Genomic DNA, 13,684 nt, shown 5'->3' on the forward strand with positions numbered 1-13,684 from the left:
ATGCATGCACAGGAATCCGACTTGTCCGATTCTCCCGCGACGCGCACGCTAGGAACCGTGTGGTCACCAGATGCCGCTACCGCCACCATCAGCCTTGAGGGCATCGTCACGGGGTGGAGCGAGGGTGCCCGGCGGCTGCTGGGATACGTCGCCGCCGAGGTGGTGGGGCGGGCCGCGGCCGATCTGCTCGTGGACCGCGAGGCGACGGGCTTCTCCCCGGTCGACTCCGAGGAATGGAGCGGTACGGCGGTCCTCAGGCACCGCGACGGACACCGCGTCGAACTGACCCTGCACGCGCATCCCTCGCTGGACGGCGGCGGCGCGACCCAGGCGTTCGTCGTCACCGCGACCACGGGCACCGCCGCCTCCGACCGCGACCGGCGGATGGTGGAGTGGGCCTTCGCCCAGTCCTCGATCGCCCTGTCGACCTACAGCGCCGCGTCCGGCTCGTGGCGGCTGAACGCGGGCGCGGAGACCGACCCGCTGGGTGAGGCCCGTTCCGACGAGGGCTTCCTCAGGTGTGTGCGGCGGGTCGCCGAGGAGGCCATGCCGATGCGGTACGAGGGGTTCGCCCCGGCGCCGCCGGCCGCAGCGGGCCGGCAGCGCTCCTGGATCGTCGAGCTGTGGCCCGTCCGGGACCCGGTGTCCGGCGAGGTGGCCGGGGTCGGCACCGCCGCCTTCGACAGCAGCGAGCAGTACGCCGCGCGGCAGCGGCTGGCGCTGCTGAACGAGGCGGGCTCCCGTATCGGCACCACGCTGGACGTCGCCCGCACCGCCCAGGAACTCGCCGATCTGGCCGTACCGCGGCTGGCCGACTTCGTCAGCGTGGACCTGCTCGACTCGGTGATGCGCGGGGAGGAACCGGTGCCGGGGACGGTCGACGCCGCCGTGATGCTGCGCCGGGTCGCCCATCAGTCGGCGGCGGAGGGCGGGGGTGTGCCGGAGGCCGCCGTCGCCCTCGGCGGGATCGACACCTATCCGTCGTTCTCGCCGCCGGCCCGCTCCCTGACCAGTGGGCGGCCGGTGCTCAGCGGGGCGGACGACCCCGACTTCGCCCGCTGGGTCGGCGAGCACGAAGCACGGGCCGCCGTGGTCCGGGAGCACGGCTTCCACTCGGTCATGGCGACCCCGCTGCGGGCCCGGGGCATCACCCTCGGCGTCGCGGTCTTCGTCCGCGGCAAGGGCTCCCCGCCCTTCCAGCAGGACGACCTGATCCTCGCCGAGGAACTCGCGGGCCGGGCCGCCGTCGGTGTGGACAACGCCCGCCGCTACACCCGCGAGCGCACCAACGCGCTCACCCTCCAGCGCAGCCTGCTCCCCCGCGACCTGCCGAGACAGGCGGCCGTCGAGGTGGCGTACCGCTATCTGCCCGCCGGTACGGGTGCGGGCGTGGGCGGCGACTGGTTCGACGTCGTCCCGCTGTCCGGCACCCGGGTCGCCCTGGTCGTCGGCGACGTCGTCGGGCACGGCATCCACGCCTCCGCGACCATGGGGCGGCTGCGCACCGCCGTACGCACCCTCGCCGACGTGGACCTGCCCCCGGACGAGCTGCTCACCCACCTCGACGACCTGGTCACCCATCTCACCTCGGACGACGACAGCACCGTCCGCGACCTGCCGTACACCGGCGGGATCGGCGCGACCTGTCTGTACGCCGTCTACGACCCGGTCTCCCGGATCTGCACCCTCGCCAGCGCCGGCCATGTCCCACCGGTGCTGCTGCTGCCCGACGGCACGGTCAGCGTCGTCCGGCTCACGCCCGGTCCGCTGCTCGGCGTCGGCGGGCTGCCCTTCGAGGCGACGGAGCTGGAGCTGCCCGAGGGCAGTCTCCTCGCCTTCTACACGGACGGTCTGATCGCCCGGGACCGCGACATGGGCCTCGGTCTCGAACGGCTCTGCGAGGCCATGTCCGCCCCGGTGCCCTCGCTGGAGATCACCTGCGACGCCGTCCTGCGGGCCATGCTCCCCGAGAGCCCCGCCGACGACGTGGCGCTCCTGCTGGCCCGCACCCGCGCCCTGCACGCCGACCAGGTCGCCGCCTGGGCCCTGCCGTCCGACCCGGCGATCGTGGCCGACGCCCGCGCGCAGGCCACCCGGCAGCTCGCGGCATGGGGGCTTCAGGAGGCGGCGTTCGTCACCGAGCTCGTGGTGAGCGAGCTGGTCACCAACGCCATCCGCTACGGCGACGTGCCGATCGGCCTGCGGCTGATCCGGGACCGCACCCTGATCTGCGAGGTGTCCGACGCCAGCAGCACCGCCCCGCATCTGCGCCGGGCCCGCACCTATGACGAGGGCGGCCGCGGGCTGCACATGGTCGCCCAGCTCACCCAGGGCTGGGGCACCCGGCAGACGCCCACCGGCAAGACGATCTGGGCCGAGCAACCCCTCCCGGTCGGCTGACCATGCCCGAGCACCCGCGCGCCCCCACGAGGCCATCGGCCGGGGGAGACCACGCCACGCACACCCTCGGGCTGCTCTACCCGCCGTCCGGCCGCAAGGGCGACTACACCACCATGCAGCTCGCCTTCATCGGCGGCGTCGCCGAGGCCGCCGCGGCGCACGGCTACGACATGCTGCTCTCCCCCGCCGAGACGGCCGACGACGAGTCGTTCCGGCGGATGGTCAGGCCGCGGGCGGAGCAGGTCGACCGGCACGGGGGCGGCGGTGCTCCGCGGGTGGACGGTGTGATCGTGATGGAGATCCGCCGCGAGGACAGCCGGGTCGAGCGGCTGGCCGGGGCGGGCTTCCCGTTCGTGGCGATCGGCCGCAACCACAGCTGCGACGGGGTCGGCTGGGTCGATCTGGACTTCGCCGGGCTGGCGAGTGGCTGTGTACGGCACCTCGCCGACCTGGGCCACCGACGGATCGCCTTCGTCAACCGCTCCGAGCAACTGTTCAACGTCGGCTACGGCTTCGCCCGGCTCGGCCACGAGGGCTACACCACCGCGATGACGGACCTGGGCCACGAGCCGCGCACCTACCTGTGCGGCGACGACCTCGCCTCGGGCGAGGAGGTCGTGGCGCGGATCCTCGCGGACGACCCGGCGACCACCTCGCTGGTCACCATGAACGAGGCGGCGCTGGAGGGCGTCTACCGCGGCCTGACCCGGCACGGCCGCAGCGTCCCGCGCGACTTCTCGGTCGTCGGGGTGGCGGCGAGCCCCTGGGCCGAGCAGGTGTCGCCGCAGCTGACCGCGGCCGAGATCCCTGCCAAGGAGATGAGCCGGGTCGCCGTCGAGCTGATGGTGGAACGCCTGCGCGCACCCGGCTCCACGCCCCGGCACGTCCTGCTGAAGCCGCTGATCACCCTGCGGGCCAGCACAGGACGGTGCCATCCGGTGCCCGGTTCGGAACCCGAGCCGGAATTCCCCGATTTCGACCTGGATTTCTGATACGTCGAGGTATGCCGAGCCACCACCTCGAACACCCCCGGGAGGGGAGCATGCCGTACCCGGTCGACCGCCGCCGGTTCCTGCGTACCGTCGGCGCGGGCGCCGCCGCCCTCGGCGCCGGCGGGACGCTGGCCTCCTGCGGCGGCGGGACGCTGGCCTCCTGCGGCGGCTCCGACGAGCCGAGCACGACCACCCTGACCTGGTGGGACTACTTCACGCTGGACAACTTCCAGCCCGGCATGACCCGGCTGATCAAGGACATCGAGGCCGGGGTGCCGGACGTACGGATCGAGCGGCGGACCTTTCCGTTCGCGGAGCTGGAGCGGCAGATCACCCTGGGCGCGATCTCCGGCGACCTGCCCGACATCGCGATCGTCGACAACGTCTCCATGAACACCCTCGGCGGCAGCGATCTGCTCGCCGACCTCACCGAACGGGTCGAGGAGTGGGGTCAGGCCGGGCAGTACTACAAGGGCCCGTGGGACGGCTGCCAGGTCGACGGCAGGACGCTCGGCATCCCCAACCAGAGCAACTGCCTTGCCCTGTACTACAACACCCGGATGCTCCAGGACGCCGGCGTGGAACCGCCCACCACCTGGGGCGAGCTGGCCTCCGCCGCCGAGCGGCTGACCCGGGGGGACCGGTACGGCCTCGCGCTGAGCGCGATCCGGACCGAGGAGGGCGTCTTCCAGTTCCTGCCGTTCCTCTGGCAGGCGGGCGGTGACCTGGACACCTTCGCCACGTACGGCGCCACCGCCCTGTCGTTCCTGGACGACCTGGTCGCCAAGGGCTCCCTGTCCGAGCAGTGCGTGGGCTGGACCCAGCAGGACGTCAACACCCGGTTCCTCAACCAGCGTGCGGCCATGCAGATCAACGGCCCCTGGCAGATCCCCACGCTGAAGGAGGCCGACTTCGACTGGGCCGTCGTCGCCCTGCCCCGCGACAAGGAGGCGGCCACCTGTCTGGGCGGCGAGAACTGGGTGCTGATGAAAAGCAGTGACCATCTGGACAAGGCGTGGGAGGTGCTGGAGTACACCCAGCGCCCCTCGGTGCTGACGCCGTACCTCGTCTCCTTCGGCAACCTGCCCGCCCGCAAGGACCTCGCCGACCGGGGCGCCTGGGCCTCGGACCCGGCGCTGCGGCTCTTCCTGAGCCAGCTGCCGCTGGCCCGGCCACGCCAGTACGGCCCGCACTACGCCGATGCCTCGCAGGCCGTCGCGGAGGCGGAGCAGGCCGTACTGACCGGGTCGGCGGCGGCCTCGGCCGCGGCGCGAACGGCGGCCGGCAAGATCGACAAGGCGCTGGGCGAGCGGTGAGAGGGCGTCAGGCCCTCGCGCTGGAGCTCCGCCGAAGAAAGGCCGGTCTCCCGTCGGCCGACCCCGGCCCGGTGCGCGGACCCTCCACGCGCCGTCGCCGCACCGGCTACCTCTTCTGCCTCCCGGGCCTGGCCTTCCTCGCCCTGTTCCTGGCCTATCCGCTCTTCTACAACGTCTGGACCTCGGTCCACGACGTCCGGCTGAGCGGACTGCTCGGCGGGGCGGAACGCTTCAACGGCCTCGACAACTACCGGGTGGTCCTCGACGACCCGGCGTTCTGGCACTCCGTACGCCTTTCGCTGCTGTTCACCCTGGGCTCGCTGGCCTGCCAGTTCACCCTCGGCTTCGCCCTGGCCCTGCTCTTCGCCCGCCCGTTCCCGCTGAACGGTCTGCTGCGGTCCCTGCTCCTGGTGGCCTGGCTGCTGCCGCCCATCGTCAGCGGCACCCTCTTCCGCTGGCTGCTGGACGCGGAGTCCGGCGCGTACAACGCGCTGCTGAGGGCGGTCGGCCTGGACGCCCTCGCCCACCACTGGCTGACCGACCCGTCCACCTCGCTGGCCGGCGTGATCCTCGCCAACATCTGGGTCGGTGTGCCCTTCAACATGCTGCTGCTCCTGGTCGGCCTGCACACCATCGACCCCGAGCTCCACGAGGCCGCCGCCCTCGACGGAGCGAACGCCTGGCAGCGCCTGCGCCGCATCACCCTGCCCCTGATGCGCCCGGTCTGCGTGACCGTCCTCCTGCTCGGACTGCTCTACACCTTCAAGGTCTTCGACCTGATCTTCGTGATGACGGGCGGCGGCCCGGTCGACGCCACGCGCGTGCTGTCCCTCTACGTCTACGAGGTCTTCTTCCGCTTCTTCCGGTTCGGCGAGGGCGCGGCCGCCGGCCTGCTGCTGCTCGTCGTACCGCTGCTCACGGGCGTCTTCTACGTACGTCGACTGCGCCGCGAGGACGCGGTGGGAGGTTCCACGTGAAACCTCCCCGCCACCCCTGGCTGCTCACGGCCGTCGCCACCCTGATCACCGCGGCCTTCCTGCTGCCGGTGTACTGGATGGTCAAGACCAGCCTGACCCGCCCGGACCACATCCTCGCCCCGACCCCGCAGTGGCTGCCCGCCCCGCTCACCACCGAGAACTACCGGACGGCCCTGGCCTACGCGGGCCTGCCCCGGGCCCTCCTCAACAGCCTGGTGATCTCCAGCGGCGTGGTGGCCCTCACCCTCGCCCTCGGTGTGCCGCTCGCCTACGCGCTCGCCCGCGTCCGGCTGCGCGGCTCGGGCGCGATGGTGCTGGCCCTGCTGGTCGCCCAACTGCCGCCCGCCATCGTGCTGGCGGCACCCCTGTTCATCCTGGAGCGCCGGGCCGGTCTCGACGACAGCTACCTCGGTCTGATCGCCGCGGACACGACCCTCACCCTGCCGTTCGCCGTGATCGTGCTGCGCCCGGTGCTGCGGTCCTTCCCGCCGGAGCTGGAGGAGGCCGCGCTGGTCGACGGCTGCGGGCTGCCCGGCGTGCTGCTGCGGGTCGTCCTGCCGGTCATGGCGCCGAGCCTGGTCGCCACGGCCGGGCTGTGCTTCCTGATCGGCTGGGGCGAGTTCCTGTTCGGCCTCACGCTGGCCGAGGGTCCGGACATCCAGCCCGTCACCGTCCTGCTGAACGCGTTCGTCGGGCAGCACGGCACGGCGTGGGGCGCCCTGATGGCCACCGCCACGCTCATCAGCGTCCCGGTGGTCTGTGTGTTCGCCCTCTTCCAGCGCTTCATCGTGGGCGGGTTGACGGCGGGCAGCGGGCGGGGATGAGGTGCCGGCCGACCGGCGCGTCAGACCCGCAGCGGGTTGGCGCGCACGGCGGCCATCAGATACCAGGCGGTCGCCCCGAGGTGCCGGTACGGGTAGTAGCCGAACCCGAAGCCGGTGTCTAGCGGGCTGCTGGCCGACACGACCCCGGACCGCTCGGGCAGCGCCCGCCCGCCGACGGTCTGACCGCCACCGAGCAACTCCTGCGCCCGCTCGATGGAGTCGAGCAGCCGCCGCGCCCGCGCCTCGTCCCCACGCCCGTGCCGCTCCCGCAGGGCCAGCGCGAGATGAGCCGTCCCCTCGAACCACACGCCGTTGCGGTCGGGCTTGGGCTGGCCTTCGGCGATCGGGGCGTCCTCGTTCGCGAGGAGCCCGGCCGAGCTGAAGGTGACACCTTCGTACGACTGCCCCGCGGGAACCGTGCTGTTGCGCCGCTCGGCATGGTCGAGGACGGCCAGCTCCCGCGCGGCCCAGTCCAGCGAACGGGCATGGGCGCGAGAGTCGAGAGCCAGATAGGTCCAGGTCTGGGTGTCCGCGGGAATCGGCGACTTGTTGACGGTCACCCCGTCATTGGTCCCGGTGTAGAAGAACCCGCCGTCCGCGTCCCACATGTGGCTGAGGAAGGCCCGGGCACGAGCACGCCGCTCCAGCCAGACCCCGTCCCCCGTCAACCGGGCCAGCCGCCCGAACAGGCAGACGAGGTCGGTGTTGTGCTCGGTGGAGGTGAAGGGCAGCCTCTGGTTGGCCCCGTCGACCCCGAACTTGTATCCGCCGAGGGGTTCGTCGGTACGCCCGGTCCGCTCGATCCACTCCCCGATCCGCACCGCCCCGGCCAGGAACCGCCGCTCCCCGGTCCGCCCCGCGAGGGCGCTCAGCGCGATCCCGGCCCAGGCCATGTCCCCCACGGCCGTCCCCGTGAACCCGAACTGGGTCCCCACGTTGGCGCTGCCGTCCGCCCGCACGAACCCGTCCGGCTGGAGCGAGCCGTCGTAGAAGGTGTACGGCCCGACGTTGTACGCCTGCCGCAACCGGCCGTCGCCGTACGCCGGGTCGTGCTCCTGCGCGTACAGCAGTGCGTCCCCGAGCGCCACGGCCCGGGCCCGCCCGTCGGCGGTGCGGGCGGCGAGGTGGGCGAGGATCGCGAGGGCGTTGTCGTAGGTGAAGGCGGTGCTGAACAGGCCGGCCTGGTCGGCGTAGCTCTGGGCGAGGCGGACGGGGCCGTGGTCGGGGTAGGCGTCCATGGCGGCAGCGAGGAAGGCGTGGCCGCGGCGCCGGGCGGAGGCCGCGTGCGGGTGAACGGCACCCGCCCCGGCCTGCGCCGACCCCACCCCGGCCGCGGTGAGCACCGCGGCGCCGAGCCCGGCCCCCAGAATCCCACGGCGACTGACCGACGGGCCCCGCCCTGGTCCCTGTCCGTCGGTCACGTGGTTCACGCGGGTCACGCCGGTCATGCCGTCCATGGGTCTCCCTCGCCGGGCCTTGAGAGCGCTCTCACAAGTGCGGAGTCATTCTGCTGGGCAGGGTGGGGTGGGTCAACGTCCGCGCGAGGGCGAGCAGTTGAAGGTGGCACCACGCCCGAAGAACCTGATGAAACCAGACTGCCTCCCGGTGGCCGCCTGCCAGTAACCTGGCGTAGACAGAGCGCATACATTGCGTCAGACGGAGGGGGCGTTGTGGCGCTGCGGTACTACGTCTACATCAGCGATGCCAAGGTCGACATGCTGCTGCCGCAGGTCGACGCCGGGTTCACACGCCGGCGCGCCACCGAGGTCGGGATCAGCCTGAAGTTCGTCAGCGCCCGGCGGAGCGTGGAGTCAGCCGCGTCGGACCGGGTGGCACGGCTGGAGCGGGTGGTGCGGCACCTGGATGACTTCGGCGACGTGGGCACCGTGGATGCCCCCGGCCAGTACGTCCGGGGGCGGCTTCCGATGCGCTGGGGGCCGCTGCCGCTCGGGCCGTCGCCGCTGGTCTACTTCGGTGGCCGTACCGAGCGGACGATCGTCGGGCTCGGCGGGGCGAGCGGCCATGTGCTGGGCGCCCCCGTGCCCACGCAGGGGACCGCGCCCGCCGAGCAGGAGCTGCCCTTCGCACCCTCCACGGCACCGGGACTGCTGGCCGGGCTCACCGCGGCCGTGACGGCGGACGGTGCGGACGGAGCCCCCCAACCCGACGCACTCGCCTCCGTCCAGCTCGCGAACCGGACGCTGCGCGGCGCCGAGCAAGAAGTGGAGTTCCTCGCCAAGCGCCTGCTGCACGGCCCGATCCCCTACCCCGAACTCGACGGCCACGACGGGGTGACGGTGCTGCTCGGCAGCCCGCTCTTCGTCGCGCTCGCCGACTGACCCCGTGGCCGCCGAGCGGGCCCGGACCTGGCAGCCGGGCGAGGTGGTCCTCGGTCTGTACGAAGTGCTCGACGTGGTGCACAGCGGCGGCATGGGCCTGGTGCACCGGGTCCGGCACCGCGACTGGCAGGTGGACCTGGCGGTGAAGACACCCCGCCCCGAACAGGTGCGCACCACCGAGGGTCGCCGCCGCTTCGAGACCGAGGCCGGTACCTGGGTGGGGCTCGGGCTCCATCCGCACACCGTCAACTGCGTGTACGTCCGCACAGTCGACGGTCTGCCCCGGGTGTTCGCCGAGTGGGTCGACGGCGGCAGCCTGTCCGACGCCGTGCGTGGCGGCGGCCTCTACGCGGGCGGCCCCGACCCCGCCCTGAGCCGCGTTCTCGACATCGCCGTGCAGATGGCGTGGGGGCTGGCGCACGCGCATCACAGCGGGCTCGTCCACCAGGACGTCAAACCGGCGAACGTGATGCTCGAACCGGACGGCACCGCCAAGGTCACCGACTTCGGTCTGGCCGGGGCACGAGGGAACAACGAGGCCCGGCAGGACACCGAGAGCCCGGCGGACGAGCCGCTGACCGTCACCTTCGGCGGCATGACCCTCCCCTACTGCTCCCCGGAGCAGGCGGCCGCCGCCGCGGGACACCGGGGCATACGGCTGACCACCGCGACGGACGTGTGGTCCTGGGCGGTGAGCGTGCTGGAGATGTTCGCCGGTCGTCGGCCCACCCCCTACGGCCAGGCGGCCGGGGCGGCTCTGGAAACGTTCCTGCGCGACGGCGGGCCCGACGACGCTCGCGTGCCGCCCATGCCGCCGCAGGTGGCCCGCCTGCTGCGGCGATGCTTCGCCGAGGACCCCGCGCACCGCCCGGCCGGGCTCGCGGAGGTCGCGGCGATTCTGCGCGACCTGCACCGCGACTTGCTGGGCACCCCGCATCCGCGCCCCGCCCCCAAGGCGGTACGCCTGCTGGCGGACGGCCTGTCCAACCAGGCCCTCTCCCTCCTCGACCTCGGCCGTTCGGAGGACGCCGAGGAACTGTGGCTGGCGGCGATCCAGGCAGACCCCCACCATCTGCCCTCGGTCTACAACTTCGGCCTGCACAGATGGCGTTCGGGACGGCAGACCAGCGAGGAAGTCGTCTCCAACCTGGAGGCGGCCCGCGCCGCCGACACCGGCGCCCCGCCCGGCCTCGGCGCCCAGCTCCTGGGCTCCGTGGAACTGGAACGGCACGAGAACGCGCGGGCCGGTGCCCTGCTGCGGGAGGCGGCCGACGCCGACCCCGGCTCCCCGGACACGGCCGCCGCCCTGGCCGAGTGGGAGCGGCGCCCGCCCCGGATCCGTGCCGACCTCGAAGGGCATACCGAGGATGTCCGCGCGGTCGCGATCACCGCGGACGGCGGCGCGATCCTGTCCGGCGACCAAGCGGGCAGGCTGCTGCTGTGGACGCGGCGGGAGGCCACCGGCCGCTGGGCCAAGCGCACCCTGACCCGGCGCGGCGAACCGGTCACCGCCCTCGCCATGGACGCCGGCGGCATGCTCGGCGTGGCTCTTCGGGGCGAGGGCCGCCCGGAGGTGTGGGACCTGTCCCGGGGCCGCCGCCACAGCCGCACCCTGCCGTCCGGACGCGATTCCCCGGCCGCCCGCGCGGTGGCGGTCAGCGGGGACGGCCGGTACGTGGCGACCGGCCACGGCGACGGCGTGATACGCGTCTGGGAACCGGGGGAACGGGGCCCGACGGCCGTACTCCCCGGCCATTCAGGTCCGGTCACCGCCCTGGCACTCAGCCGCGACGGCCGCCGGGCGCTGTCCACCTCCGCCGACCGCCACGACGGCACCGTCCGCTCCTGGGACGTGTTCGGCAGCCGTGGCATCGGCACCCTCGTCGGACCGGTCAGAGGGACGCTGCACGGCCGGGAGGTGCGTGCCCACCCCCTCGACCATGTCGCGCTCGCCACGGACGCCCGCTGCGCGGTGGCCGTCTGGCGGGACGGCCCGCTCGCCGTGTGGGACGCGCGGCGGAACACGGTCGTCAGCGAGGTGCCGCACCGGCTGCGGACGGCGGCGTCCCTCGCGGCCGCCACGGCCGGGCCCACCCTGCTGACCGGGGGTCTGGGCGAACCGACGCAGGTGTGGCATGCGCCCACCGGCCGCTGTCTGCGCACGCTCGACCAGGACCTGCCCGCCGACGCCCACCGGGTGCACTCCCGCGCCATCAGCGCGGACGGCCGCGTCGCCGTGCTCGGCGCGGGCCGCGGCGGACTCCTGGTGCGGTCGCTGCCCGCCGCGGACTTCCTCGCCCCCTGGTGCTACGCGCGACCCCGGCCCGCCGGCGAACTCACGCGTACGGAGGAGGAGTTCGGGCAGCTGATGGACCGCGCCCGCGCCCACACCGAGCACGGCGACCTCGCGCAGGCGGCCGAGGCGCTGCGTGCCGCCCAGCGACTGTCCGGCTTCGCCCGCCACCCGGAACTGCGCCGGGCCTGGGTGCGGGTGGCCCCGCACGGCCGCCGTTCCACCCTGCTCGGCGCCTGGGGGCTGTACGAGTTCGACGGGCACGGGGAGCTGACCCAGCCGGTGAGCCTGGCCGTCGGCCGGGACGGCGCCTACATGGTGACCGGCCGGTGGACCGGCGAGGTGGACGTCTGGGACTTCGCCGCCGGGGAGCGGCTGCACACCTTCGACCACGGTGAGGGTGGCAGCGCCAGGGACATCCAGTTCGCCGTCGGCGGACGGCTGCTGACGGTACGGACCAACAAGGGCACGATCCGCCAGCTCAGCCTGGAGACCGGCAGCAAGCGGATCTTCACCGACGACGACGGAGCCCTCACCGCCCACGCCCTCGACGAGACGGGCGACCGGATCCTGATCGGCAACGAGCACGGCACCCTGAAGCTGCGGAACCTGCCCCAGGGCGAGATCCTGCGCGAACTGCCCGCGCACGGCGGCAAGGTCCACGCCGTAGCCCTCAGCCGGGACGCCCGGTACGCCGCGTCCCACGCGGGCACCCACCCGCGGGCGAACCAGTTCGGCGGCCCGTCGAACGAGAACGAGATCTGCCTCTGGCCGCTCGACGCGGATCGCCCCGCCTGGACGCTGGAGGGGCGCCCGTCCGACGAACGCCTGGACTTCAGCCCGGACGGCCGCCTCCTGTTCGTCTCCGGCGGCCTGTACGCGACCGCCTGGGACGTCGCCACCGGCGAGCTGCTCCATTCCTTCAGGGACAGCGGGGTGTACGGCAGCGGGCAGAGCGTGGTGGCCTTCACCGCCGACGGCCGGCTCGGCGCCACACCGAACGGCCGTGCCCTGCAGATCTGGGACACCGGCACCGGCCGGGTGCTGCACTCCCTGTCGCTGCCCGACAAACCGTGGGCCTTCACGCTCAGCGCCGACGGCGCGTTCGCCGTCACCGGTGGTCACGACCGCCTGGTCCACCTGTGGGACGTGCGCTCCGGCCGTCGCCTGCGCACCCTGGAGGGCCATCGCACCACGGTCGGCCACGTGGCACTGAGCGAGGACGGCAGCCTGCTCGCCACCGCCGACCTGGGCTCGGGGGTGTGGGTGTGGGAACTGGCCTGGGATTACGATGTCCCGCCCGGGGCCGGTGGCTGACGGTGCCGTGGTCCCTGGGGATGCTGGTCACCACCGGCCGCGCGGACGATGGAGCGGAGATCACCGAGGAGTACGTCTTCGAGAGCCCTGGCGCGTTCCTGCTCGGGCGTGGCCGGGAGTGCCGGATCCGCTTCGCGGCCGAGCAGCGCAAGGTCTCCCGTCGGCACTGCCAGGTGGAGGTCCGGCCGCCGGACGCGTATGTCCGCGACCTGGGCAGCCACAACGGCACCCGTCTCAACGGCGAACGGTTGCGCGGCGAACGCCGGTTGGCCGACGGCGACGAACTGCGCCTCGGCGGCGTGACGGTGCGCGTCGTCCTGGGCACCGGACCCCGCCCCGAACCCGTCCCCGGTCTGCGGACCCTGCGCGAACTGGGCAGCGGTGGACAGGGCGTGGTGCGGCTGGCCCGGCACACGGACTCCGGCAGGCTCGTCGCCGTCAAGACACTGACCCCGCAGTGCCGCGTCGACCCCGCCGCGCGCGAGGCCTTCCGGCGCGAGATGGACTGCGTGAAGGCGCTACGGCACCCGAACATCGTCCGCTTCCACGGCAGCGCCGCCCCGGACGGCACTCTCTGCCTGGTCTGCGAGTACTGCGCGGGGGGCAGCGTCGCCGACCTGGTGGTGCGGCGCGGCGGCCGCCTCCCCGTCGACGAGACCGTACCGCTGGTGCTCCAGGCCCTCGACGGGCTCGCCCACGCCCACCAGGCGCCGATCCCGGTGCGGCTCGCCGACGGGACGACGGCGATCGGGCGCGGACTGGTGCACCGCGACATCAAGCCGCAGAACCTGCTGCTCGCCGGGCCCGCCCGAAGACGGGTACTGAAGGTCGGCGACTTCGGACTCGCCAAGGCCTTCGACCAGGCGGGCCTGTCCGGGCGTACCCACACCGGCGCGATCGGCGGCAGCGTCGCCTTCATGCCGCGCCGTCAGCTCATCGACTACAAGTACGTGCGGCCGGACGTCGACCTGTGGGCCGTCACGGCCTGTCTGTACTGGATGCTGACGGGCAGCACACCACGCGACTTCCCGCCCGGCGCGGACCCGGTCGCCGTGGTGCTGCGCGAGCCGCCCGTGCCGGTGCGGGACCGACTGCCGTCGCTGCCCCGACGGCTTGCCGAGCTGATCGACGCGGCGCTCGACGAAAGCACCGCACCGGAACCCTCCTCGGCGTCCGCCCTCTCCCAGGCACTGCGCGAGACAGGCTGACGACCCCTTCTGCGGCAG

General features: G+C 73.3%; 9 protein-coding genes. 8 read left to right on the forward strand and 1 reads right to left on the reverse strand.

Features of this window, described 5'->3' with window-relative positions; all coding sequences use genetic code 11:
• Genes ACZ4UU_RS09470 through ACZ4UU_RS09490 form a run of 5 tightly spaced genes read left to right on the forward strand, consistent with a single transcriptional unit; the run spans window position 1 to window position 6,509 of the window.
• Window positions 1–2,400: an ATP-binding SpoIIE family protein phosphatase gene (locus tag ACZ4UU_RS09470; protein ID WP_468038079.1), complete on the forward strand. Its 2,400-nt coding sequence runs from the start codon at window positions 1–3 to the stop codon at window positions 2,398–2,400.
• 2 nt (window positions 2,401–2,402) lie between these two features.
• Window positions 2,403–3,392, forward strand: coding sequence for a substrate-binding domain-containing protein (locus ACZ4UU_RS09475; protein ID WP_468038081.1), 990 nt, complete (start codon window positions 2,403–2,405; stop codon window positions 3,390–3,392).
• Window positions 3,393–3,442: 50 nt separating this feature from the next.
• The gene (locus ACZ4UU_RS09480; RefSeq protein WP_468038083.1) at window positions 3,443–4,708 is read left to right on the forward strand and encodes an ABC transporter substrate-binding protein; all 1,266 of its coding nucleotides are present in this window, start codon (window positions 3,443–3,445) and stop codon (window positions 4,706–4,708) included.
• Window positions 4,705–5,685 (forward strand): carbohydrate ABC transporter permease, encoded by a 981-nt coding sequence (locus ACZ4UU_RS09485; protein WP_468038085.1) that lies wholly within the window; start codon window positions 4,705–4,707, stop codon window positions 5,683–5,685. The genes ACZ4UU_RS09480 and ACZ4UU_RS09485 overlap by 4 nt, the downstream gene beginning before the upstream one ends.
• Complete coding sequence (locus tag ACZ4UU_RS09490; protein ID WP_468038087.1) at window positions 5,682–6,509, forward strand: carbohydrate ABC transporter permease; 828 nt, start codon at window positions 5,682–5,684, stop codon at window positions 6,507–6,509. The genes ACZ4UU_RS09485 and ACZ4UU_RS09490 overlap by 4 nt, the downstream gene beginning before the upstream one ends.
• 20 nt (window positions 6,510–6,529) lie before the next feature.
• On the opposite strand, the gene ACZ4UU_RS09495 is transcribed toward ACZ4UU_RS09490, so the two are convergent.
• Window positions 6,530–7,957: a Tat pathway signal sequence domain protein gene (locus tag ACZ4UU_RS09495; protein WP_468039164.1), complete on the reverse strand. Its 1,428-nt coding sequence runs from the start codon at window positions 7,955–7,957 to the stop codon at window positions 6,530–6,532.
• A 222-nt stretch (window positions 7,958–8,179) separates the two neighbouring features.
• On the opposite strand from ACZ4UU_RS09495, the gene ACZ4UU_RS09500 reads away from it, so the two are divergent.
• From ACZ4UU_RS09500 to ACZ4UU_RS09510, 3 genes are read left to right on the forward strand one after another with little or no spacing between them, the layout of a single operon-like run.
• Window positions 8,180–8,848 (forward strand): DUF7019 family protein, encoded by a 669-nt coding sequence (locus ACZ4UU_RS09500; protein WP_468038089.1) that lies wholly within the window; start codon window positions 8,180–8,182, stop codon window positions 8,846–8,848.
• Window positions 8,849–8,852: 4 nt separating this feature from the next.
• Window positions 8,853–12,458: a protein kinase domain-containing protein gene (locus ACZ4UU_RS09505; protein ID WP_468038091.1), complete on the forward strand. Its 3,606-nt coding sequence runs from the start codon at window positions 8,853–8,855 to the stop codon at window positions 12,456–12,458.
• Window positions 12,459–12,460: 2 nt separating this feature from the next.
• The gene (locus ACZ4UU_RS09510; protein WP_468038093.1) at window positions 12,461–13,666 is read left to right on the forward strand and encodes a protein kinase domain-containing protein; all 1,206 of its coding nucleotides are present in this window, start codon (window positions 12,461–12,463) and stop codon (window positions 13,664–13,666) included.
• Window positions 13,667–13,684 lie beyond the last annotated feature (18 nt).

It is taken from the genome of Streptomyces sp. NPDC028907, assembly GCF_055564995.1.